Raw genomic sequence first — 24,595 nt, 5'->3', positions numbered from 1 at the left:
ACGTTGTTTTATTTTTTTGTGCAATTTGGCGCGCAATTGAGGCTGCTCTTTTTAGGGACCGGCGTCATCATGGCTAATAGCATCTTTTGTTTTATGTGTTGAGGTAAGTTGGGGTTTGCAAGGATCCTTCGTCTCGTGAGTTCAAGCATCGTCTGTACGGACATCTGTGCATTCACATCCCCTTTGCTATGAAACATTAAACTGGCCACTTCAAACATCATCTCTTCAGCGACCTGTTTTTCTTGCTCTAACTGGTGGTTTTTTTGGATGAGAGTGATCGAAAAAGCCGCGGCAGATATTATTAATAACCCCCCAAGCATCATTTGAATTGGCTTACGCTGAAATAGCCTTAGAGTGCTATAAAACGGCATATTTTGTTTTATGGAAATAGGCTGATGCGTGAGAATGTTTTTTATATCATAACGCAGCTTTTCGACAGATTTGTACCTCTGCTCTGGCTGCTCTTGAGTCGCTTTTTGAATGATACAGAAAACATCAGATCGCGGATGTTCATCTGGAAACATTAGCGACAGTATTTTCCCCAGCGAATAGACATCGCTTTGGTTCGTCAAATAATCGCCAGCCATCTGCTCTGGACTGGCATAGTGCTCACTGTACGCAAGTAGAAGATCACTGTGACTGTCATTGGTGGCCACTTTTTGGGTAATGTTGAAATCTAAAAGCTTTGGGTTTCCATCGCTATCAACAAGGATGTTCTCTGGCTTTAAATCAGCATGGAGTATATGTTGCTGGTGGGCGTGCTCAATAGCTTGGCAAATTTGAGTAAAAAGTAGCAACTTTCTTTTTTTAGACAGTTTATTTCTTTCCAAGTGCGCATTCAGTGTGTCACCAATAACCCGTTCCATGATGATATAGAGATAGTCTTGGTGTTCACCGCCATCAAATACTTTTGCCACGTAAGGATGATTGAGCCTTGCGAGTAGTTGTGCTTCATCAAACAGTGCTCTTCTGCCTAAGATGTCTGTCAACCCTGCTTGAATAAACTTAATGGCTAACTGTTGCTCAAAAGTATGATCTGCTCTCTCTGCTGCATAGACAATCCCCATCCCCCCTCGACCTATCTCTTGACGAAGTTGGTATTTACCGATGATTTGATCGGAGAAATTGAACTCTTGTTTGATTGCTTGTTGTGCGTGGAAGCCGAGCAACTGAGTGAGTGGCTCTGAAGTGACCGTTTTAAGTAAAGGTTGTAACTGCCTATATAGATTGGGTTGATGAATCTTAAGAGTAAATAACTGCTTTTCTCTTTCGACTTCATCAAGATCTAACAGATTGTAGAAAACTTGAGTTGAACTGGAACCTAGCTGCACGACGACTATTATTTTTTTATTTTGTTTGGCTAAGTTTATAATATATTTCAGAAAAATATATTAATTTCGAATGGCAAAGCGGCTCTCAATAAGCGTTAGGTAACAAAATAAAAAAAAAGGTCAGTAATTACTGACCTTTTGCTCAATATTAGCGCCTAACGCATGGTAACGAATTCCTCACTACCCGTAGGGTGAATTGCGACAACTGAATCGAAATCAGCTTTAGTTGCGCCCATTTTCATTGCGACAGCAAAGCCTTGAATCATCTCATCAACAGTAAAACCGATGCCATGTAGGCCGACAACTTTCTCGTCGTCACCTGCACAAATTAGCTTCATCTTACAAGGCTGACGGTGTTTAGTTACCGCTGTGTACATAGCCGTGAAGCCAGAGGTGTATACCTTGATGTTGTCTTTGCCGTACTTCTCTTCCGCTTCTTGAGTCGTTAGGCCGATCGTACCGATTGGTGGGTGGCTGAATACCACCGTTGGTACCAACTCGTAGTCCATCTTAGCGTTTGTTTTACCGTTAAATAGGCGCTCAGAAAGTTGGCGACCTGCTTTAACGGCAACTGGTGTTAGCTCAATACCACCTTCCATGATGTCACCGACACAGTAGATGCCTTTCACGTTCGTTTCTTGGTATTCGTCTACTTTGATGTAACCACGATCGTTAGTTTCAACACCGGTTACACCTAGGTTAATGGCGTCCGTTGTAGGATGGCGACCAATCGCCCAAATGAGCGTATCAACATTTTGGTTTTCACCATTTTCTAAGTGAAGCGTTAGGCTACCATCTTGTTCTTTAACCACTTCTTTTGGCACAGAGTGAGTATGAAGCGTTGGGCCTTCAGTATTCATCACTTCAACCAGCGTTTCGACGATCATAGGGTCGAAGCTACGTAGTGGTGACTCTTTACGGCAGAACAGGTGAGTCTCTGTACCTAATGCGTGTAATACACCTGCGATTTCAACGGCAATGTAACCCGCGCCAATAACCGCAACACGTTTAGGCTGTTCCATCAGATCGAAGAAGCCGTTTGAATCGATGCCGTGTTCCGCTCCTGGGATATTTGGAATCGTTGGGCGACCACCAACAGCAATCGTGATGTGATCAGCAGTATAAAGCTCACCGTTGACTTCAATCGTTTTTACATTTTCGCCTTCGGTGTCAACAAAGCGAGCAAACCCTTTGATTACGGTGACGTTGTTGTTGCCCAGAACGCGGTCGTAAGATTGGTGGATACGGCCAATGTACGCTTGGCGGTTTTCAATCATCTTGTTCCATTTGAACTCTTTAAGCTCAACGTCGAAACCGTAGTCCTCTGCGTATAAGTTGATTGCTTCAGCGACTTGAGCGCCGTGCCACATCACTTTTTTCGGAACACAACCTACGTTTACACAAGTACCACCAAGCTCTTGAGCTTCGATGATTGCGACTTTTGCACCGTACATAGAGGCGCGATTTGCCGATGCAATACCACCAGAACCGCCACCGATACAGATATAATCAAAATGCGTTGCCATTACTTTCTCCGTTTTATAGTTTTTATTTCAATTCAGTATTAATGAATAGATTGGGACGTATTTCTTAGGAACAACCCAGAGTTATTCATTATTCAGGCGCTATTACTCAGGAACAATCCACTCAACCTTGAAATGCCCAGTTGCTGGAGCAATGGCTTCTTTCAAGTAAGGTAGAATTTCATTCATTTGAGCTTCTAACTTCCAAGGCGGATTAATCACAATCATACCTGATGCGGTCATTCCGCGTTCATTGGTATCTGGCGACACGCCTAACTCGATTTGTAAGATTTTGCGAATCCCTAAACCTTGCAAACCTTCGATCATATCTTCAATGTCGCAGCGATTAACCACTGGGTACCAAATGGCGTAAATGCCCGTTGCCCAGCGTTTATGGCTTTGTGCGATAGCCGTGACGACATCTCGATACTCTTTTGCTAATTCGTAAGGAGGGTCAATCAGAACCAAACCACGGCGCTCTTTCGGTGGCAAGCTACCCTTTAAACGTTGAAAACCATCCTCTTTGTAGATACTGACTTGGCGATCGCGATGAAATTCTTGTTTAAGCAGTGGGTGGTCACTCGGGTGAAGTTCAGTCAGCACCATACGATCTCCCTGACGCAAATGTGCGCGGGCAACTCGCGGTGAACCTGGGTAATAACGCAGCTCATCGCCATCATTCAATGCTCGGATGGCATCTAGGTAGCTTTGAATCTCTTCAGGAATATCCACCTTTGGATCTTGCTCCATTGGGTGCAAGCGTGCGATACCTTGTTTGTATTCACCTGTTTTTTCTGACCATTCGTGAGTCAGATCGTAGCGACCAACGCCTGAGTGAGTATCGTGGTAGACAAAAGGCTTATCTTTTTGTTTAAGAGAATTAAGGATAAGGCTTTGTACAATGTGTTTTACTACATCTGCGTGGTTGCCAGCATGAAAGCTGTGACGATAACTGAGCAAAATAATTTCTCGCTTAACTGAATGAACCGTGAAGTCTCAAAATTTGATACTCCAAACAAACTAATGTGAATGATTATACGCCACTATTGAAAATTGCATAAGCTGCCTACATTTATTAGACGTATATAATGATAAAAAGACGAATTTAAAAGGATGCCTCATGTCTAATCCACTACTGACGTTTACCGATTTACCCCCGTTTTCTCAGATCCAACCTGAGCATATCAAGCCTGCTGTTGAAGCGGTAATAGCTGAATGCCGAGCAAAAATTGACGATGTATTAGAAAATAACACCACGCCAACATGGGATAATGTAATCGCACCTATCGAAGATGTGGATGATAAATTAAGCCAAGTTTGGTCGCCGGTGAGTCATATGAACTCTGTCGTCAATAGTGATGAGTTGCGTGATGCTTATGAGAGTTGCTTACCATTGCTGTCTGAATATGGCACTTGGGTTGGGCAACATAAAGGGCTATTTGAAGCCTATAAAGCCATCAAGGCGAGTGATGCTTTTGATTCACTAGAGCAAGCGAAGAAAAAGACCATCACCGACTCACTGCGTGATTTTGAGCTTTCGGGCATTGGCTTACCTGCTGATGAGCAGCATCGCTATGGTGAGATCAGCAAACGCATGTCGGAGCTAGGATCGCAGTTTTCCAACAATGTACTTGATGCCACAATGGGCTGGAACAAACACATTACTGATGTGGTTGAATTGGCGGGTATGCCGGAATCAGCAATTACAGCGGCGAAAGAAACCGCAGAATCTAAAGAGCTTGATGGCTACCTGCTGACGCTTGAAATGCCGTCATACCTACCTGTGATGGTGTATTGTGATAACCAAGCACTGCGCGCAGAAATGTATGAAGCGTATGTCACACGCGCCTCTGATCGCGGTCCAAAAGCAGGCGAGTGGGATAATACTGAGCTGATTGCGGAACAATTGAAATTGCGCCATGAAATTTCCCGGATGCTAGGTTTTAACACTTATAGTGAAAAGTCGTTGGCGACCAAAATGGCAGAAAACACGTCTCAAGTGATTGGCTTCTTAAATGATCTTGCGGTAAAAGCGAAACCACAAGGTGAAAGAGAAGTTGAAGAGTTGCGTCAATTTGCAGAAAAAGAGTTTGGCGTAACAGAGCTGAACTTGTGGGATATCCCTTACTACAGCGAAAAACAGAAGCAGCACTTATTCCAGATTTCAGATGAAGAGTTGCGTCCTTATTTCCCTGAAGAAAAAGTCGTTAGCGGATTGTTCGAAGTGTTGAATCGTGTATTTGGCATGCAAGTAAAAGAGCGAAAGGACGTGGATACTTGGCATCACTCTGTTCGCTTCTTTGATATCTTTGATTCGAACGACACACTACGCGGCAGTTTCTACTTAGACCTATATGCTCGCGAACACAAACGTGGTGGCGCATGGATGGATGAGTGTCGCGTACGTCGTTTGACTGAATCTGGTGATCTGCAAACTCCCGTCGCCTACCTGACGTGTAACTTCAATAAACCTGTCGGTGATAAACCAGCCTTATTCACGCACGATGAAGTGGTGACCCTATTCCACGAAACCGGTCATGGTATTCACCACATGCTAACAAAAGTGGATACCGGCTCTGTTTCTGGGATTAATGGTGTACCTTGGGACGCGGTAGAGTTACCAAGCCAGTTCTTAGAGAATTGGTGCTGGGAAGAAGAGGCATTGGCGTTTATTTCAGGACATTTTGAGACGGGCGAACCACTGCCGAAAGCGATGCTAGAAAAGATGTTAGCGGCGAAAAACTTCCAGTCAGCGATGTTTATTTTGCGTCAACTAGAGCTTGGGTTATTCGATTTCACACTTCATACCGAGTTTGATCCTGAGTTGGGTGCTCGCGTGTTGGAAACGCTCCAAGAGGTAAAAGCGAAAGTGGCTGTATTGCCAAGTTTGGAATGGAACCGCTTCTCTCATAGCTTCAGCCATATTTTTGCTGGTGGTTATAGCGCAGGTTACTACAGCTATTTATGGGCAGAAGTACTTTCAGCGGATGCATTCTCTCGATTTGAAGAGGAAGGGATTTTTAATCAAGAGACGGGTCAAAGCTTCCTTAATAACATCCTAGAAATGGGCGGAAGCGAAGAGCCGATGGAACTCTTTAAACGTTTCCGTGGCCGCGAGCCTCAAATTGATGCCATGTTGCGTCATGCTGGGATTAACGCGTAATTCAGGCGAGGTCGTTAGTAAAAAAAGAGTCACTTTGGTGGCTCTTTTTTGCATTTAAGTCTATGTTTATATTCTGGTTTGGTTGAGTTATGGATTTACATTTCTATTAATAGGGTTTTGCAAAGAGATCAGTGTTTCAGTGGATTGCACTTCATCAATGGCTTGTAATTTATCAATCAAAACAAATTGCAGCTCTTCAATGGATTTACACATCAGTTTCACAAAAATATTGTAAGCCCCAGTGGTGTAATAAGCCTCAACAACTTCATCAAGGGCATTGAGTTTCGCTATCGCAGAATGATAATCACGAGCGGCATTAAGGTTGATGCCGATAAAGCAGCATACGTCGTAACCGAGTTTTTTGGTATTAACGATAACTTCTGTGCCTTGAATGATCTCAGCGGTTTTCATCTTCTCGATACGAACATGAATGGTCGCGGGGCTAACATTAAATTGTTTCGCCATTTCAGCATAAGGGGTCCGTGCATCTTCCATCAGTGTTTTGAGTATCGCTCGATCTAAATCATCAAGGCGACTATTAGATGCATGCATATTAACTCCTTATTTTACGTAATTAGACTATGTTAACAGGTAAAAGTATATTTTATCATCAGGGGTGATAGTATTAACAAATATAACTTTATTGGGATAACATTAGTGCGTGCCATCTTTTTTATTTTCGTCGCATTCTGTAGTTTTTTTGCTTCTGCACAAAGTAAAGATGTACTAATCATCCACTCCTACCATCAAGGCTTTTTTTGGACTGATGCCTTTCAGTCTGGGCTTCAATCTCGACTCGACACAAGAAACATCCCTTACCGAGTGGTTTATTTAGACACGAAGCGTTTCCAAAGTGCTGAATATTTAGAACAACTTTATCAACTCTATAAAACCAAATTTCAAAATGAAGAATTTCAAGCGATTGTCGTGAGTGATAATAACGCGCTTAATTTAATGCAGCGTTTAAGTTCTGAATTAAAAAACACCCCCGTTATTTTTGGTGGAATCAATAATTATCGTCCAGAGATGCACGCTAGCCTGAACGCGACGGGTGTGACGGAAGATATTAATTTGATGGGCAATATCTTGATGATTCAAGACTTGATGCCTGATGCAGAGAAGATCACGGTTATATCTGATCATTCAGTCACCGGACATGAAATTCGATCGCAAGTTGATGAATTCATAGAACAAAACCCAATATATAAGAAAAAAATTGAACATTATGTTCCAGATACCTATGAAGAGCTTCTCGCTAGAACAGCGTCGTTTGATCGAAAAAATAGCATTCTCTTTTGGGTTTACTATCGCGATATTAATGGTTGGGTAAGTGACAATCAGCAATGGAAAAAATTAAACCAAGTCGCTTCTGCACCTTTGTTTGTTATTCATGATCTTGGGTTAGGTTATGGAGCGGTTGGGGGGATCATGCAAAGTGGCTTAATCCAAGGGAAAGCTACGGGTGATTTACTACTTAAGGTTCTTGGTAACCTAAACCAACCTTTGCCAGCTGTGACCTCTGCTTCCCCTGAAATTAAGTTGGATTATGAAGCACTCGTTCGTTGGGAATTAATGGCTGATGACGTGGAACATTCTGCACTGTTGAATAAGCCTGAAACTTTTTTTAGTCGAAATCAAGAAGCGCTACAGACGTTCGGTGTTGTGTTTATCGTGATGTCTATAGTGATCATATTCCTCGTCTATTACCTCCGACGAATCAAAAATAGTGAAGTCGCCGCGCGTAAGAGTCAACTCTTATTAGAGTCCGTATTTGATCAAAGCTTCCAGTATATCGGCATGCTTGATCGTCATGGGCGACTCATTTCAAGCAATAGCAAACTTCAAGGGCTGTTTTTCCATCAAGGCATTAAACTGGATAAACCATTCTGGCTATATAAACATTGGCAAAATATGACGGCTGAAAAACTCGAAGCGCTGTTTGTCCAAGGTCAGAAAAGTATCGTCTCTTTTGAAGCGGATGTGTGGTCGCAAAACAAAGGTCTGATTATTTTAGAGTTGTCGCTGAAACCTATGCTTTCAGATGACCAGACGGATGCGAATGTTTTGCTAGAAGCGAGGGATATTACGTCTCGCAAGCTGACAGAAGATAAACTCCATCAGCGTGAAATGAACTTGCGGACTTATTACGAGTTACAGCCCGTGATGATGGTGACGCTTGATAGCAACAACCGAATCCAACAAGTAAATCAATTTACGGAGAAGTTGCTTGGCTACCCGCAAGGGAAGTTACTCGGTCAACGCTTACGTGTTTTTTATAATGATGAGAATGCCATTATTCCAAGGCATGTATTACTTCAGCCTAAGCAAGCGATGGAAGGCGTGTGGCGACGTGAAATTCAATATCGTCATGCTGATGGGCATACTATATGGGTGCGTGAAAATATTAGACCACTGCATGATTCTGGTGAATTACTGATTGTCGGTGAGGATATTAGTGAAACTTATGCGCTGTCAGAAAAATTGGAGTATCAAGCTCAATACGATTTACTTACCAATACTTACAACCGAAACCATTTTGATATCGAGTTGAAGAAAGCGCTTCTTGAAGTTGAAAATCATATGAGAACGCATGCGATGCTGTTCCTCGACCTTGATCAACTCAAAGTGATTAATGACACGGCAGGGCATGATGCAGGTGATGCTGCGATTAAATTCTGTGCCAAAGTGTTGGAAGAAGTTCTGCCATATAACTCGATCTTGTCGCGTATGGGCGGGGATGAATTTGCCGTTCTTCTCAAAGACTGTACGGAATTTGATGCGATTAAAGTGGCGCGAAACATTATTTCAACCTTGGGTGATCAAGTGTTTACTTGGGAAGAGATTAAACTGAATTTAACCTGCTCAATTGGCGTTCGACTCATTGATCATACTGTTACCTCTTCGCAAATGGTTCATGCTCAAGCAGATACAGCTTGCCATGCTGCAAAAGAAGAAGGGCGTAACCGCTTTAGTTTGTACCACCAAGACGATGAAGATATTCGCCGTAGGCAGTTAGAGATGGAGTGCGTGAATTTAGTTCATAATGCACTGGCTCATGATCGCCTAGAACTCTTTGGTCAGCGAATTTTAGGTTTAAATCTTTACGATAATCAGAAGATGCACTTCGAGATCTTGGTAAGAATGAAAAATCATCAAGGAGACTATATTTCTCCTGGAATTTTTATACCGGCTTCGGAGCGTTACAACATTGCGCACTTGATTGATAAACAGGTTGTGACTAAAACCTTGAGTTGGTTAGAAGCGCACCCAGAAGCAGTGGCGGACTTAGGGATCTGTTCGATTAATCTATCGGGTCACTCGATGGGTAACCAAGAGTTCATTGATTTTCTTTTGCATACCTTATCGGCAAGTTCAGTACCGTGTGACAAGATTTGTTTAGAGATCACTGAAACCGCAGCCATGAGTAACATGAATCAAGCGATAGAGTTCTTTACTCGCTTGAAATCCTTGGGTTGCCTCATTGCTTTAGATGACTTTGGATCAGGTTTATCATCGTTTGGTTATTTAAAAAAATTACCAGTGGATATCGTGAAAATTGATGGTCTGTTCGTTCGGGATATGGACGTTAATGAAACCGATTATGTCATGGTAAGAGCGATCAATGATTTAGCCAAGCAGATGGGCAAACATACGGTGGCAGAGTTTGTCGAAAATACGAAAATTATCGATAAACTTCTGGAAATAGATGTCGATTTTGCCCAAGGGTATGTCATTGGTCGACCTAAACCGCTCGCTGAATTAGTCAGTGAGTTGAGCCTAGAAAAGGCCGTGTGATGGCGGTACACTTGCGAACTCTTTTTAATACTATAACTTCATGCGGAGCCTAACTTTGCAGCTACAACTGATTTGCGAAGATCCAACCCAATCCTCACGACTTCAAACCTTGGCACAACGCTGGCAATTAACTCATGATGAGCAGAGCATTTTTGCTTTAGTGCTGACACAAGAGCGCCTTGAATTACGAAAATTGGATGAGCCCAAATTAGGTGCGATTTTTGTCGACCTGATTGGCGGTGCGGTGGGGCACAGACGTAAATTTGGTGGTGGCAAAGGACAGTCAATAGCCAAAGCGGCAGGCTTAAATAAAGGCGCAACCCCAACGGTTCTAGATGGAACCGCAGGGCTTGGAAGAGATGCTTTTGTTCTCGCTTCGCTTGGTTGTAAGGTTCAGATGGTTGAGCGCCATCCTGTGGTTGCGGCTTTGCTCGATGATGGTTTAGAGCGCGCTAAGCAAGATCCCGAAATAGGAACATGGGTTGGCGACAGAATGACTCTGATCCACGCCTCCAGCCATGACGCGTTAGATAAATTAGCGGCCGATGATGATTTTGAACAACCGGATGTGGTCTATTTAGACCCTATGTACCCACATCCTGAAAATAAGAAAAAGTCAGCCCTAGTCAAAAAAGAGATGCGTGTTTTCCAATCATTAGTGGGTGCTGATCTTGATGCGGATAGCTTGTTAACGCCAGCCCTTGCATTGGCCAGTAAACGTGTTGTGGTGAAAAGACCTGATTATGCTGATTGGTTGGATGAAAAAAAGCCGACGATGGCTATTGAAACGAAGAAAAATCGTTTTGATGTTTATGTGAAAGCATCGATGGTTTAATGAAACTTACGCTCTCTATCTGTTCGTGATGATGTGCAAATTAACAAGAGCCTAATTTAAGACTTGTTAATTGGTATGATTGAAGGTATATCTAAGTAAGAATCATTATTATTCTTGCTAAGGTAAAGTATGACTAAGCGGATGTGCCAACTCACCCGTCAGGAAATTCGTGGCGAACTTGAGGGTATTTTAACATCAGCCTCTTCGCCTCAATATGTTTGCCGTTCTTGCGCTCGAACTTGCGCTTCTCAAGCGATGCTGTGTAATCCTGAATCGATTCAACTCAGTGTTGAGTCAATGAGTACGGAGCAGTTTGAACTCGCGACTGAGCTTCCTCGTGAATCCTCTGAAAGTTTAAAAGAGAAGGCATTACCAGAAAGAGAAGCACAATTAAAAGCATTGAAGAAAGAGCTTAAGAAACAGAAGGAGTACTACAAAGAGATGAAAAAAGTACTCAAAAAGCAGCAAAAGCTTTTAAAGAAACAGCAAGAATTAGAGCTAGAGTTCGCCAAGACGAATCAATTGTTTCAGGTGCCGAACATTCATGCTCCTGCGCCATCGCAATTGCATTGATGCTGAGTTCAGCCAATAAATAAAAATGCCCGAGACTGACATCTCGGGCATTTTGCGTTTTAAGTGGCTCAAGTTGGGTTTACTTTAATTTGGATTTCCAAACAGACTTACTCAAACCAAAGTGACGGGAATGTAGGACTCGTTCATCCCACCAACAGCAAGAGCTCTACTCTTGCGAATGCAATTTTTTATATTGGCGCTCAACTTTAGGTTTTACCCATTTCTCATTAATCCATAGAGACAGCAAAATAATGCCGCCACCAATCGATAATCGAACTAAATCGACATCTCTATTCCAAATCAGGATATTGACCACCAACCCAGCAGGAACAAGTGCATTGTTCATGACGGCAAGAGCACCCGCATTCACCATGCATGCCCCTTTGTTCCACACAAAGTAACCTAACCCTGAAGCGATTAACCCTAAGTAGATTAATATTCCCCACTGTAATGATGTGGTTGGCAGTTTGTCTAGGTTGCCCATTAACGCAAAGGCTATCGTCGCCACGCACAGCGCTCCAAGATAGAAGTACCCAAACACGGTGTGCTGAGGAAGATCTATCTCTTCTTGTTCCATGACATATTTATAGCCCACTTGGCCAATCGCAAAGCAGAGGTTGGCGCCTTGAACCACTAAAAAGCCCATTAAGAAGTGGTCGTTCACTCCTGCAAATTTAATGGTTACGGCACCAGCGACAGCAACAAGCGCGGTGATGAGATACCAAGGTGAAAACCGCCCTTTAAGAAAATCATAAAAAAGGGTGACGTAAATAGGGGTGAAAACCGTAAATAGAAGCACTTCAGGCACTGATAACAACAAGAAAGATTGATAGTAAAAACAGTACATCAAACCTAATTGAATGCCGCCAATAGTCATTAGCTTGGCGATCAGCGCTTTCGGAATATTGCGAAATTTTAAGAAAGGTAGAAACACAAGGCTGGCCAATGCAACACGCATTAACACCGAAAACCAAGAGTCGACCTGACCGGCAAGATAAACGCCAATCAGGCTAAATGAGAATGCCCATAAAAGGGTCACTGCTGCTAGATAATTCATAATCAATTCGTTCCATCAATAGATGGCAGCAGTCTACCTAAGTTTACGAGTTCAGTCTTGCTCCTCTTTAAGAGGTACAACCAACATATCAACAGGAGAATCGTTGATTAACTGGCGAGTTGAAGAGAGTAATTTACTCCAAAAGTCCTGATGATGACCGCATACTACGAGATCAACATGATACTCATTGATCGAATCACACAGCTCATTACTCAGATCGCCGCTGCCCACTAATGTATGTTTAATTGGGTATTGAGCATAGTCCGCAAAGCTTTGAAGTTGTTTCTGTGATGCCTCCATTGCTTGGTGTTGAGTTTCAGCTAAGTTGATATCAATTAACCCGGTATAAAGTTCGGCATAATTCACATCAATATGAATGAATGAAACGGTGGCTTCTAAAGGTTTCGCAAGTGCTACTGCCTTATCAATCAAAAGTTTACTGTCTTCAGACAGATCAACCGCTACTAAAATATGTTGATAACTCATATTACAATCTCCTTATTGTTGACTCCTTAAAGATTAGCACCGCGTGTGGTTTTTTTTTGTTGCTGTGATCTCATATCTCTACAGACTGCGTCAGGTGTTAGTCGTTAAATCATGTTATATTTAAATTAATAAAAAGAAGCGTAATTAGGAGAGAGACATGCTATCTGCAAATATGGTTGAGAAATTGAATGAGCAAATTAATCTAGAATTTTTCTCATCCAATCTATACTTACAAATGAGTGCTTGGTGTGAAGACAAAGGTTTCGAAGGTGCAGCCGAATTTTTACGAGCTCACGCAGTCGAAGAAATGGAACACATGCAACGCCTTTTTACTTATGTAAGTGAAACAGGTTCAATGCCAATTTTAGGTGCAATTGAAGCTCCACAGCATGAATTTGAGAGCCTAGGTGATGTGTTCCGTGAAACGTATCAACATGAGCAGATGATTACGACACAAATCAATAAGCTTGCTCATGAAGCGTTTACTAACCAAGACTACTCAACGTTTAACTTCTTACAGTGGTATGTGTCTGAACAGCACGAAGAAGAGAAGTTATTTAAAGGGATTTTGGATAAGCTAGAGTTGGTTGGTGAAGATGGTAAAGCATTATTCTTTATCGACAAAGACCTAGCGATGATGGCAAAAGAAGGTTCATCTTCTATTATGGATACCCCTGCTGCGTAACATCACAGCAAAAAAGATATGATTTGATTATCTTTTTCTCAGGGCATCGTAGAAGATGTAGGGAGGAAAAGATGATCAATGGAGATACCATCCTATTCGCACTTATGGTTGTAACCATGGTGAATGGTGCGCGCTATTTAACCGCTTTACGAGCATTGATTTATATTATGCGTGAAGCTCACCCATTACTTTATCAGCAAGTTGACGGCGGTGGTTTCTTTACCACTCACGGCAATGTCACCAAGCAAGTTCGTCTATTTCATTACCTGAAAAGTAAAGAGTATCACCATCATCACGATCCTGTTTTTACAGGTAAGTGCGACCGTGTTCGTTCACTGTTTATTTTATCCATGTCGTTATTGGGTGTGACACTGCTCGCCGCATTTATGGTGTAAAGTAGACGAGAAACAGTGGCTTTCCTCTGTTTGCCTTGAGCGTAAGCGGGCGATGACTATTATCAATATCACGTTAAATCGTGAGATAGACTCTGCGCCTTGAGGTGAGAGCCTGAACTGGTTAAACTAGCGACGAATTCAGCAAGGATGTGCACTCAGCACATCCTTTTTTATTGGTGAAAATTCATATTGTGAAATATGAAAATGGTGTAAGTGAAATGAGCGAAAAATTTGATGTCGTGATTATTGGTGCTGGAGCGGCGGGTTTAATGTGTGCCGCAGAAGCAGGGAAACGTGGTCGACGTGTTCTTGTGGTCGATAATGCCAAAAAACCGGGACGTAAAATACTGATCTCGGGCGGCGGTCGTTGTAATTTCACCAACTATGACGTTACTGCTCATCATTACTTATGCCAGAACCGACACTTTGTTAAATCGGCACTGTCTCAGTATTCTCACTGGGATTTTATTTCGATGATCTGCAAGCACGGCATTGAGTTTGAAGAACGAGATCATGGGCAGTTATTCTGCTTAGACTCAGCAAAAGAGATCGTTACCATGCTGCTCGAAGAGTGCAAACTTCCGAACGTTGAACAGCGTTACCGTTGTGATGTGCATATGATTGAGAAAAAAGAGAGCGGTTACCTGCTGCAAGTTAATGATGAAACCATTGAGTGTGAGTCTCTTGTGGTAGCGACTGGTGGCCTATCGATGCCGAAGCTAGGCGCAACGCCGTTCGGTTATAAAATTGCTGAACAGTTTGGTTTACCTATCATTCCAACCACTGCAGGTTTAGTTCCTTTTACTTTGCACAAGCAAGATAAAGAAGATTTTGCTGAGCTGTCTGGAATTGCAATTCCAGCAGAGATCACCGCAGAAGATGGTACGTTATTTAAAGAAGCGCTTCTGTTTACTCACCGTGGTTTATCTGGCCCGGCCGTGTTACAAATTTCATCGTTCTGGCGCGCAGGCCAAAAGGTGACGATTAACCTTGTACCAGAATCTGATGTCAGTGAACTGCTAGCCAATGCTCGTGAGAAGCACCCTAATCAAAGCCTAAAAAATACCTTAGCGCGAGTGTTACCAAAGCGTCTTGTGGAAGTATTGATTGAGCGTAAAGAGCTAACGGATAAGCCTCTTAAGCAGTTTAATGCCAAAGAGTTGCAAGCGATTACCGATCATCTAGAAAACTGGCAGATCGCTCCGAATGGAACGGAAGGGTATAGAACGGCAGAAGTAACACTCGGTGGCGTGGATACTGACTATTTATCATCGAAGACAATGGAATGTAAAAATCATAAAGGCTTGTTCTTCATCGGCGAAGTGATGGACGTAACAGGTTGGCTTGGTGGGTACAACTTCCAATGGTGCTGGTCGAGCGGTTTTGTCGCAGGTCAGTGGGCGTAAGTGTATAAGTAGCTAGTTGAGCTGATTCGTTTGAATTTGATCAAACATATATAATTAACTTTAAACACAATAAGCTCCCTCCTAATCGCCAAATCTATCCTATATTAAAGGGTGATAATGAGCCAAAGGAGTGAGCTTTATGAGACAAGACGCTTTAATTAGCCGCATTAACGAACTGCCTCGTATTGAAAGCGTGCTGCAAGAACTTTTGGAGATGGTGAATCAAGAGAACGTAGATTTTGGTGAGCTGTCTAAGAAAATGTCGATGGAGCAAGTGCTCAGCGCTCGCTTGCTACGCATGGCAAATTCCGCTCATTTTGGTGGTAGTAAATCCGTTGCAACCATCAATGATGCCATTATTAGAGTGGGCAGTGGGGCCGTTCGGACGTTAGTATCATCATCCATTTTATCCAGTGCTTTTCCAAAAATAGAGACCTTAAATGTAAAAGATTATTGGTCGAATACGTTTGAAATATCGATGATTGCCAGCAAACTTGCCCCCAAGGTTGGGTTGGATCCCAATGAGGCCTTCACAACGGGAGTGCTACACAATATCGGTGAATTAATGATCCACTCACTGGTGCCAGAGCAAGCGGTTGAAATCACGAAGCGCGTTGATGAAGGTGAAAACCCCTTACAAGTTCAGCGTGATGTCCTCTCTACCGATGCCCCCGAATTAGGTGCCAAATTGGCGAATGCATGGAAATTCCCTCCAGAAATGGCGGATGCCATTGCCAATGTTAACCAGCCCGGAAAAGCGGAAGTCTCTAAAAAATTAGCCTGTTTATTGTACTTAGCACGAGATATTCATAAGCGTTGGGATTCCTTGCCAAGTGAAAAAAATAAAGTCCATTTTTTGACAACCCATCCAGCAGCGAAAGCGTTATCTATCGCTCCTGCGACCGTAGCCGTCATTGATGAAGTGAGAGGGAAGGGCAGCGAGTTAGCATTTGAGCTCTTTAGCTAGTTGTAGCTCCTTGCCTTCATTAAGCGCGTGAGTTAGGAGCATTTCAGCTGTGTAATAGGCTCAGCTCTATTGTCTTTGATTGAATGGAAAAACCGACATCAATATATCTATTGATGTCGGTTTTTATGATCGGTGGGCAAGGTATGTGGTGGTGCGTTACTTATCTTTTTCAGCTATTGATTTGAACTTCAGTTGTTGTATGACCAAGCCCGTCACAATCAACAATAAACCAATCATCGTCGAAGGGTGGATCTCTTCACCAATGATATAAGCCAATAGCATGAGAGAAATAAACGGTGAGGCGAATATGAGATTACTGATACGCGCGGTGTTTTCGGTCAGCTTTAATGCTGTCAGCCATAAAACGAAGGTGATGCCCATTTCAAATAGCCCGACATAAGTGACAGATAACCAACCCTTAGTGCTGATCAAACTCCATGTTGCACCTTCATAAATACTCAAGCCGACAGCAAAGGGCAGCGCGACCAAAAAGCCGAGCAGCACCCCGATGACGGGATCGGCTCTGTTTTTCGCATTTAAGATCCAATATCCAGCCCATAACAAGGTTGATAGTAAAGCCAACCCGACCCCAAGTGGGCTATCAAACTCTAAGCCTAAAATATCACCTTTCGTCGCAATCACTACGACTCCAGCATACCCAAAAACACAGGCGGCCCAATCTTGCTTACGAATTTTCTGACCTAAAAAAACCGCGGCCATGAGGGTGAGGGTGATCGCCCAACTGTAATTTAAAGGCTGGGCTTGAGAGGCGGGCAATAAGTCATAAGCTTTAAATAAGATTAGGTAGTAAGCCAAAGGGTTAATAAGCCCAAGCAGTAAGTAGTACCAAGGGTTAGCCAAGAAGGTGTTCGCAATTTGAGACGATTTACCCTGCGCGATGCAGATGATAGAGAGCGCAATCGCAGAGACAAAGCTCGCCACCGTTAACATTTGAATAGGCGTAAATTCAGCCAAAGTCAGCTTAAATGCAGTTGCAACGGTTGACCAAAGCAGTACCGCAGCAAGCCCGAAACCAATGGCTCGACGTTCGTTCATGATTTCTCGTGGTTGGTGTTAAAGGAAGAGTGTGGCTAGTTTATAGACTAAATAAACCACAACAAACTGGACATTTATCCAGTATCAAAATACCATTTAATGAGCATCTCATTTATAGGCTAAATCTTTATCATGCAATGGATTCTTGAGTACCAATCTCTTCTTATTAGCGGCATTGTAAGCGCGATCATCAGTGGTGGCACATTCGGCTGGTGGGCCAAGCAGAAAGCGCAATTTCAAATACAATTACTGATGCAGCAGCTTGAATCCGATAAGCAGCTATATCAGTCTCAAGTTCAGCCGTTGCAAGAGGCACTGAACCAAGCGCAAGCCGAGTTAGATGAGTTGGACAATGAACGAGACAAATCCGCCTTTGAATTAAAACAAGCCCACGGCAAGTTGATGGCAGCCATTGAAAAGCTGCGTTATTTTGAGGCCGTCAAGCAAGAGCGCCAGCAGTATGTGGATGAATTGAATCAAGTGAAGGAGCTTAAATCTCAGCTTGAAGCTCAACTGCGAGAACAAGACGCCCGACATGCACAAGAAAATGTATCGAATCGTGAAAAACTTCAGCTGCTAGAAAATGCAGAAGCTCGTTTAAAGACCGAGTTTGAACACTTAGCCAGCCAGATGTTCGATGCGAAAACCGCCAAAGTGGATCAGCAAAATAAGCAAAGTTTAGAAGGATTACTGTCGCCGTTGAAAGATCAGTTAGAAGGCTTCAAAAAACAAGTTAACGACAGCTTTGGTCAAGAAGCCAAAGAGCGCCATACCTTAGTGCATGAGCTAAAAAATCTACAACGTTTGAATGAGAGCATGACGCGTGAAGCCGTGAACCTCACCCAAGCGCTAAAAGGGGATAACAAGCAGCAAGGTAACTGGGGAGAAGTGGTGCTTGCGCGTGTGCTTGCGGAGTCTGGTTTGCGAGAAGGTCATGAATACCACACACAAGTGAACTTGCAAAACGAAGCAGGAAAACGTTATCAGCCTGATGTGATCGTTCATCTTCCACAAGAAAAGCAGGTGGTGGTGGATTCAAAAATGGCATTAGTCGCTTTTGAGCGTTACTTCAATGCGGAAAATGATACTCAGCGTGATCAAGCATTGAGTGATCACTTGGTCGCCTTGCGTGCTCATATCAAAGGCTTAAGTCAGAAGGATTATCATCAATTAAAAGGCATTCAAAGCTTGGATTATGTGTTGATGTTCATTCCGGTTGAACCGGCATTCCAAGTCGCCATTCAAGCGGATCCTAGCTTGGTGAAAGACGCCATGGAGCAGAACATTATCTTAGTTAGCCCAACCACTCTGCTGGTGGCACTCCGAACGATTGACAATTTGTGGCGTAATGACAGACAGAACCAAAATGCACAGGTTATCGCAGACAGAGCAAGCAAGTTGTACGACAAATTACGTCTTTTTGTCGATGATATGGAAGGGTTAGGGGGCGCGTTGGATAAAGCGAATCAAAGCTATCAAGGGGCGATGAATAAATTAGCGACAGGGCGAGGTAATGCCATTCGTCAGGCGGAAAGCTTTAAGCAACTGGGAGTCGAAGTCAAAAGGCCAATCTCCCCGAGCTTAGCTGAATTAGCACAAACCGATGCACTTCTTGAGACAAATGAATCATAACTGGCGTCACCCTTCTTGTGCTTGATGCATTATTGGAATTGGTATTAAGCAGAGGATAAAGTACACTAATCGCCCGCAGTGCCCTTGTTGAAATGACGCACTGCTGAAGAGAACTTATCATGGCAGACAACAACATGACGGATACGAGTGTGCAATCAAATTCAGCTTTAGAAACACAAGAAACCACTCACTTTGGTTTTGAAACGGTCGCGAAAGAAGAAAAAGTCGCGAAAGTAGCAGAGGTCTTTCACTCTGTAGCCGCAAAATACGACATCATGAACGATCTTATGTCGGGTGGTGTTCACCGTTTATGGAAGCGTTTCACCATTGATTGTAGTGGTGTTCGCCCTGGTCAGCGCATTCTAGATTTAGGCGGCGGCACAGGCGATTTAACTGCTAAGTTTTCACGGATTGTCGGTGAAAAAGGCCACGTAATTCTTGCTGATATCAACAACTCAATGCTGAACGTTGGTCGTGACAAACTGCGCGATAACGGCATTGTGGGTAACGTTCATTACGTACAAGCGAATGCGGAAGAGCTACCTTTCCCTGATAACTACTTTGATTGCATTACCATCAGTTTCTGCTTACGTAATGTGACAGACAAAGACAAAGCACTGCAATCGATGTTCCGAGTGTTAAAGCCCGGTGGTCGCTTGCTGGTACTTGAGTTTTCAAAACCAGTTCTTGAGCCCCTTTCTAAGATTTATGACGCTTACTCATTCCACCTATTACCTAAAATGGGCGAGTTGATTGCGAACGATGCTGATAGCTACCGTTATTTAGCGGAGTCTATTCGCATGCATCCAAATCAAGAGACGCTGAAAGGGATGATGGAAAACGCAGGTTTTGAAAATGCGAGCTACTACAACCTAACGGGTGGCATTGTTGCGCTACACCGTGGTTATAAATTTTAATCCTGTGTAGTTAAGACTTATATTTTAAGGATAGTCATGCCATTTGATCCGCTTGTCACTGCAGTGATTGAAACTTCGCTTAATACCCTTGTAAATGACGACCCTAACTTGGTGCGTCGTTTATCGCGCTTAAAAGGGCAAGTGATTCAGGTTCATCTGAAAGAACTCAATAAGAGTTTAACGTTCGTTTTTAGCCAACAAATAGACGTGTTGGCCGATTATGAAGCCAAACCAGACTGTTACCTTAGTTTGAATTTGTCCGTACTTCCGGAGTTGCGTGAGCAGGCCAACATCACCAAGCTGATTAAACAAGATAAGCTGATCTTAGAAGGTGATATTCAATTGGCTCAGAAGTTTGCTCAACTCATGACCGATTGCAAACCTGATCTCGAAGAGTGGTTGTCTCGTGTGACGGGAGATGTGGTCGCACATACTGTCGTTCAAGGCGCGAAAAATGTGGGAAGTTTTTTGTATCAACAAGCAGAAAAACAACAATCGAATTTCGCACAAATCTTAACGGAAGAGTGGAAAATTGCTCCGGCACCGTTAGAAATTGCCTATTTTTGCGATCAAGTGGATGAACTTAAGAGTTCGGTTTCTCGATTAGAATCGAAACTTAACGCCTTGTTGGAGAAAGTATGACCCCAACAGAATTGCGCCGTCTGTACCATATTGTCAAAGTACAACTTGAATATGGTTTAGATGAGTTACTCCCAGAGCACCAGTTGACGAAAGCACCATTGATGATGCGTAAGTCACTGTTCTGGATTAAGCGTAAGCATCAAGATAAGACCATGGGCGAAAGGTTACGTCTCGCCTTACAAGAACTCGGTCCGGTCTGGATTAAGTTCGGACAGATGATGTCGACGAGGCGAGATCTGTTCCCTCCTCATTTGGCAGATCAATTAGCCCTCCTTCAAGACCAAGTCTCTCCTTTTGATGGCCAATTAGCCAAAGATCAGATGGAAGCGTCTTTAGGCGGTAGCTTAGATAACTGGTTTACGGATTTCGATATCGAGCCACTCGCTTCAGCGTCGATTGCTCAAGTACATACCGCGAAGCTAAAAGAATCAGGTCGAGATATTGTACTTAAAGTGATTCGTCCTGATATTCGTCCTGTGATTGATGCCGATATTAAGCTGATGTATCGCATGGCTAGAATCGTCGCAAAAGCCTTGCCAGAAGCGAGACGATTAAAGCCCGTAGAAGTGGTTCGTGAGTATGAAAAAACCTTAATTGATGAATTGGATCTGCGTCGAGAAGCGGCGAATGCCATTCAATTAAGACGTAACTTTGAAGGCAGTGAAGAGCTTTACGTACCTGAAGTGATCTCTGATTTAAGCAGTGAACACTTGATGGTCTCTGAGCGAATTTATGGCATTCAAGTCTCTGATATAACCTCATTAGAAGCCAATGGTACCAACATGAAATTGTTGGCTGAACGTGGCGTGAGTGTCTTCTTTACTCAAGTGTTTCGTGACAGTTTTTTCCATGCAGATATGCATCCGGGAAATGTATTTGTTAACCCAGAGCATCCAGAAAATCCACAATGGATTGGTTTAGATTGCGGCATTGTTGGCACACTCAATAGCGAAGATAAGCGTTATTTGGCAGAGAACTTCTTAGCCTTTTTTAATCGTGATTATCGCCGAGTTGCTGAGCTGCATGTGGACTCTGGTTGGGTGCCTGCTGATACCAATATTGATGAGTTTGAATTTGCAATCCGTATTGTATGTGAACCGATTTTTGCTAAACCTTTATGTGAAATTTCATTTGGTCACGTGCTATTGAACCTATTCAATACCGCTCGTCGCTTTAATATGGAAGTTCAACCTCAATTGGTGTTGCTGCAAAAGACACTATTGTACGTTGAAGGTTTAGGGCGTCAGCTTTATCCTCAGCTAGACTTATGGGAGACAGCAAAACCGTTTCTTGAAAAATGGATGGCGAACCAAGTCGGGCCACAAGCTTTACTGAATGCAGTAAAAGATAGAGCACCGTTTTGGATAGAGAAGCTGCCAGAATTACCAGAGTTGCTTTATGATAGCTTACGACAAGGAAAATCCATGAATCAAAGAATGGATCAGCTTTATCAAGGTTATCGAGATAGCAAGCGACAACAAGGGACAGGTAAGTTTTTGTTTGGTGTTGGAGCCACTTTAGTCGTATGCTCTGCGATCTTAATCTCTAGCCCGTATCAGCAGCTAACATTGGGCTGTGGCATAGCAGGTGTCACATTTTGGCTGCTTAGTTGGCGAGCTTACCGTCGTTAAGCGGTAGACTCGTAAAAATATAATTTTTTGTGTAGAAAAGACCCGAGGTAAAAATAATGGGCGGTATCAGTATTTGGCAACTCCTAATCATCGCAGTAATCGTTGTATTACTATTCGGAACTAAAAAGCTACGCGGCATGGGTGGTGATTTAGGTTCAGCTGTAAAGGGCTTTAAAAAAGCCATGAGTGATGAAGATCCTGCAGCGTTAAAGAAAGATGCGGACTTTGAACCAAAGAATCTTGAAGGGCAGAAGACGGACACCACTGCTGAAATCAAGAAAGAAAAAGACAAAGAGCAGGCATAATACGTGTTTGATATCGGTTTTTGGGAACTGGTATTGATATCTGTCGTGGGGTTAGTTGTGCTTGGTCCTGAGCGTTTACCTGTCGCGATTCGTAGTGTATCCAAATTTATTGGTTCTGCGAAAAGTATGGCGAACAGTGTAAAAGATGAGTTATCTCATGAGCTCAAGGTTCAAGAACTGCAAGATAACTTGCGTAAAGCTGAGCAAATGGGAATGGAAGACCTTGCGCCAGAGCTGAAAGCTTCAGTTGATGAACTTAAGAAAGCAGCGCAAGAAGTGACTCGACCTTATGCAAAGCAAAACACTGATGGTGATGCGGTAGACAATACTGCTCAGGGGGATGAGTCTGTTCCAACCAATAGTGAAGCGCAAACAAATAGTGAAGCGCAGCCAAGCTCGTCAGATAAAAAAGCCGAATAGTCTCACCCAATTGGAGCTGCTACCGTTGCGGCTCCTTTTCGATCGCCCTATATAAGAGGTTTGATATGTCTTCTGCTGAGCAGACACAACCTTTAATTAGCCACTTGTTAGAACTGCGTAATCGTTTATTACGCGCAATCATTGCGGTGATTGTTGTTTTTCTTGGGCTGATTTATTTTTCCAATGAGATCTATGAATTTGTCTCTGCACCATTAGTGGATCGCCTGCCTGAAGGGGCAACGATGATTGCCACGGATGTTGCATCGCCATTTTTCACGCCATTGAAGTTAACCTTAATGACGTCGGTGTTCATTGCCGTGCCTTTTATTTTGTATCAGGTATGGGCCTTTGTCGCTCCTGGCTTATATAAGCACGAACGTCGTTTGATCATGCCATTAATGTTCTCTAGTTCACTGCTGTTTTACTGCGGTGTGGCTTTTGCTTATTTTGTGGTGTTCCCGTTGGTATTTGGCTTCTTTACGGCCATTTCACTCGGTGGGGTGGAGTTCGCGACCGATATTTCAAGCTATCTCGATTTTGTTCTAGCTCTGTTCCTTGCGTTTGGTATTGCGTTTGAAGTACCTGTTGCCATCATTTTATTATGTTGGACTGGGGCGACGAATCCAAAAGCATTAAGTGAAAAACGTCCTTATATAGTCGTTGCCGCTTTTGTTATTGGGATGATGTTAACGCCTCCAGATATGGTTTCTCAAACCCTGTTAGCGATACCTATGTGTATTCTGTTCGAAGTGGGTTTGTTCTTTGCGAGATTCTACGTGCGTAAAGATCCTGATGAAGAGCAGGTAGAAGATTAAATAAAAAAACGACTCGAATGAGTCGTTTTTTTGTATCTGAAAGCTTATCTCGATGAAAGCTTATCTCTACAGCTGGAATTATAGGTTAAACAGTGTTTTTGTATTCTGAGTCGTCAGTATATCAACCTGTTCAATCTCGATGTCTCGTAGATCTGAAATACGTTTGGCGATGAGTTGCGTGTAAGCAGGCTCATTTCGTTTACCACGATGCGGAACGGGCGCAAGGTATGGGCAGTCGGTTTCAAGGATCACCTTACTGAGATCTAAATGGGGAATCACTTTATCCATGCCACCATTCTTAAATGTTGATACGCCGCCTAAACCTAAATGAAAACCGAGATCATTAATGGCTTTCGCTTCTTCAACGGTCCCACCAAAGCAGTGAAATACTCCTCTTAAAGAGCCATTTTGTTCTTTACGCAGTAGGGTTAACGTCTCTTCAATCGAATCACGAGTATGGATCACCACAGGAAGATCCATCTCTTTTGCCCAATTTAATTGAGTAATGAAAGCCATCTCCTGTTCAGCTTTAAAGGTCTTATCCCAATAGAGATCAATGCCTATCTCGCCAACTGCAATGAAATTATGCTTTTCAAACCAAGAGTGGATCGTTGCAAGAGTCTGTTTTACATCACCATCTACATAACAAGGATGCAGCCCCATCATAGAGCGACATACATCAGGGTAAGCCGCTTCAGTTTTTAGCATGGGTTCGATAGAGCCCAAATCGATATTGGGCAGTAAGATGGTGTCGATACCCTGAGCAAGTGCGCGCTGCACAACCTCATCACGATCATTATCAAATTCAGTGGCGTAAATGTGGGCGTGTGAGTCAATCATGTTTGGTCTCAGTCGGTTTCGTTAGTAGGGAGAGTATAAAGCAGTGTGAGAAGAAGGTCATTTTTCGTCATTTTTTACAGGTTTTAAATAATAGCACTAGCGTCTGAGATCGAGAGTGATA

At 43.1% G+C, this 24,595-nt stretch carries 23 protein-coding genes; 15 read left to right on the top strand and 8 right to left on the bottom strand.

Features of this window, described 5'->3' with window-relative positions; translation table 11 throughout:
* Positions 1-8: 8 nt before the first annotated feature.
* From F0249_RS13625 to F0249_RS13615, 3 genes are all read right to left on the bottom strand, one after another.
* The gene (locus tag F0249_RS13625) at positions 9-1,331 is read right to left on the bottom strand and encodes a protein kinase (RefSeq protein ID WP_171757001.1); all 1,323 of its coding nucleotides are present in this window, start codon (positions 1,329-1,331) and stop codon (positions 9-11) included.
* Positions 1,332-1,486: 155 nt separating this feature from the next.
* On the bottom strand, positions 1,487-2,857 hold the full coding sequence (gene gorA, locus F0249_RS13620; protein ID WP_171757000.1) for a glutathione-disulfide reductase: 1,371 nt from the start codon (positions 2,855-2,857) through the stop codon (positions 1,487-1,489).
* A 102-nt stretch (positions 2,858-2,959) separates the two neighbouring features.
* Positions 2,960-3,814: a 23S rRNA (adenine(2030)-N(6))-methyltransferase RlmJ gene (locus F0249_RS13615; RefSeq protein ID WP_171756999.1), complete on the bottom strand. Its 855-nt coding sequence runs from the start codon at positions 3,812-3,814 to the stop codon at positions 2,960-2,962.
* 160 nt (positions 3,815-3,974) lie between these two features.
* Here F0249_RS13615 and prlC point away from each other — a divergent pair, with 160 nt between their 5' ends.
* Positions 3,975-6,017 (top strand): oligopeptidase A, encoded by a 2,043-nt coding sequence (gene prlC, locus F0249_RS13610; RefSeq protein WP_171756998.1) that lies wholly within the window; start codon positions 3,975-3,977, stop codon positions 6,015-6,017.
* Between the two features lie 87 nt (positions 6,018-6,104).
* Here prlC and asnC read toward each other — a convergent pair whose 3' ends face one another.
* Positions 6,105-6,569, bottom strand: coding sequence for a transcriptional regulator AsnC (gene asnC / locus F0249_RS13605; RefSeq protein WP_017052097.1), 465 nt, complete (start codon positions 6,567-6,569; stop codon positions 6,105-6,107).
* Between the two features lie 105 nt (positions 6,570-6,674).
* On the opposite strand from asnC, the gene F0249_RS13600 reads away from it, so the two are divergent.
* The 3 genes from F0249_RS13600 (at position 6,675) to F0249_RS13590 (ending at position 11,220) form a co-directional block, all read left to right on the top strand.
* Entirely contained in the window at positions 6,675-9,812 is a 3,138-nt protein-coding gene (locus tag F0249_RS13600) for an EAL domain-containing protein (RefSeq protein ID WP_171756997.1), read from the top strand.
* 55 nt (positions 9,813-9,867) lie between these two features.
* Entirely contained in the window at positions 9,868-10,647 is a 780-nt protein-coding gene (locus tag F0249_RS13595; protein WP_136994087.1) for a class I SAM-dependent methyltransferase, read from the top strand.
* 129 nt (positions 10,648-10,776) lie between these two features.
* Positions 10,777-11,220, top strand: a complete 444-nt coding sequence (locus F0249_RS13590) for a hypothetical protein (protein WP_171756996.1) — start codon at positions 10,777-10,779, stop codon at positions 11,218-11,220.
* A gap of 166 nt (positions 11,221-11,386) precedes the next feature.
* Here F0249_RS13590 and F0249_RS13585 read toward each other — a convergent pair whose 3' ends face one another.
* A complete protein-coding gene (locus tag F0249_RS13585; RefSeq protein WP_136994085.1) occupies positions 11,387-12,277 on the bottom strand; it encodes a carboxylate/amino acid/amine transporter in 891 nt (296 codons plus the stop codon).
* Between the two features lie 51 nt (positions 12,278-12,328).
* A complete protein-coding gene (gene uspA / locus F0249_RS13580; RefSeq protein ID WP_017052102.1) occupies positions 12,329-12,763 on the bottom strand; it encodes a universal stress protein UspA in 435 nt (144 codons plus the stop codon).
* A 157-nt stretch (positions 12,764-12,920) separates the two neighbouring features.
* Here uspA and ftnA point away from each other — a divergent pair, with 157 nt between their 5' ends.
* From ftnA to F0249_RS13560, 4 genes are all read left to right on the top strand, one after another.
* Positions 12,921-13,448 (top strand): non-heme ferritin, encoded by a 528-nt coding sequence (ftnA, locus tag F0249_RS13575; RefSeq protein WP_017052103.1) that lies wholly within the window; start codon positions 12,921-12,923, stop codon positions 13,446-13,448.
* A gap of 71 nt (positions 13,449-13,519) precedes the next feature.
* Positions 13,520-13,843, top strand: coding sequence for a universal stress protein UspB (uspB, locus tag F0249_RS13570; protein WP_017052104.1), 324 nt, complete (start codon positions 13,520-13,522; stop codon positions 13,841-13,843).
* A gap of 218 nt (positions 13,844-14,061) precedes the next feature.
* Positions 14,062-15,249 carry an NAD(P)/FAD-dependent oxidoreductase gene (locus F0249_RS13565; RefSeq protein ID WP_029203314.1) on the top strand — a complete coding sequence of 396 codons (1,188 nt, stop codon included), beginning with the start codon at positions 14,062-14,064 and terminating at the stop codon, positions 15,247-15,249.
* 139 nt (positions 15,250-15,388) lie between these two features.
* Positions 15,389-16,216, top strand: a complete 828-nt coding sequence (locus F0249_RS13560) for an HDOD domain-containing protein (RefSeq protein WP_113796144.1) — start codon at positions 15,389-15,391, stop codon at positions 16,214-16,216.
* Positions 16,217-16,372: 156 nt separating this feature from the next.
* Here F0249_RS13560 and F0249_RS13555 read toward each other — a convergent pair whose 3' ends face one another.
* On the bottom strand, positions 16,373-17,272 hold the full coding sequence (locus F0249_RS13555) for a DMT family transporter (RefSeq protein WP_017052107.1): 900 nt from the start codon (positions 17,270-17,272) through the stop codon (positions 16,373-16,375).
* A gap of 132 nt (positions 17,273-17,404) precedes the next feature.
* Between F0249_RS13555 and rmuC the strand changes: the two genes are divergently transcribed.
* The 7 genes from rmuC (at position 17,405) to tatC (ending at position 23,634) form a co-directional block, all read left to right on the top strand.
* Complete coding sequence (rmuC, locus tag F0249_RS13550; protein WP_171756995.1) at positions 17,405-18,904, top strand: DNA recombination protein RmuC; 1,500 nt, start codon at positions 17,405-17,407, stop codon at positions 18,902-18,904.
* A 134-nt stretch (positions 18,905-19,038) separates the two neighbouring features.
* Positions 19,039-19,821: a bifunctional demethylmenaquinone methyltransferase/2-methoxy-6-polyprenyl-1,4-benzoquinol methylase UbiE gene (gene ubiE / locus F0249_RS13545; RefSeq protein WP_029203315.1), complete on the top strand. Its 783-nt coding sequence runs from the start codon at positions 19,039-19,041 to the stop codon at positions 19,819-19,821.
* Between the two features lie 36 nt (positions 19,822-19,857).
* Positions 19,858-20,463 (top strand): SCP2 domain-containing protein, encoded by a 606-nt coding sequence (locus tag F0249_RS13540; RefSeq protein WP_171756994.1) that lies wholly within the window; start codon positions 19,858-19,860, stop codon positions 20,461-20,463.
* Complete coding sequence (ubiB, locus tag F0249_RS13535; protein ID WP_171756993.1) at positions 20,460-22,094, top strand: ubiquinone biosynthesis regulatory protein kinase UbiB; 1,635 nt, start codon at positions 20,460-20,462, stop codon at positions 22,092-22,094. The genes F0249_RS13540 and ubiB overlap by 4 nt, the downstream gene beginning before the upstream one ends.
* A 56-nt stretch (positions 22,095-22,150) precedes the next feature.
* Positions 22,151-22,399: a Sec-independent protein translocase subunit TatA gene (gene tatA / locus F0249_RS13530; protein WP_017052112.1), complete on the top strand. Its 249-nt coding sequence runs from the start codon at positions 22,151-22,153 to the stop codon at positions 22,397-22,399.
* Between the two features lie 3 nt (positions 22,400-22,402).
* Positions 22,403-22,819 carry a Sec-independent protein translocase protein TatB gene (gene tatB / locus F0249_RS13525; RefSeq protein ID WP_171756992.1) on the top strand — a complete coding sequence of 139 codons (417 nt, stop codon included), beginning with the start codon at positions 22,403-22,405 and terminating at the stop codon, positions 22,817-22,819.
* Positions 22,820-22,884: 65 nt separating this feature from the next.
* Positions 22,885-23,634, top strand: coding sequence for a twin-arginine translocase subunit TatC (gene tatC, locus F0249_RS13520; RefSeq protein WP_017052114.1), 750 nt, complete (start codon positions 22,885-22,887; stop codon positions 23,632-23,634).
* Between the two features lie 78 nt (positions 23,635-23,712).
* On the opposite strand, the gene F0249_RS13515 is transcribed toward tatC, so the two are convergent.
* Positions 23,713-24,474, bottom strand: coding sequence for a TatD family hydrolase (locus F0249_RS13515; RefSeq protein ID WP_171756991.1), 762 nt, complete (start codon positions 24,472-24,474; stop codon positions 23,713-23,715).
* Positions 24,475-24,595 lie beyond the last annotated feature (121 nt).

This window comes from Vibrio sp. 03-59-1 (assembly GCF_013114135.1).
Taxonomy (GTDB): domain Bacteria; phylum Pseudomonadota; class Gammaproteobacteria; order Enterobacterales; family Vibrionaceae; genus Vibrio; species Vibrio cortegadensis.
Note: the sequence above shows the minus strand (reverse complement) of the source record. Positions and strands in the feature narration are given on the sequence as shown.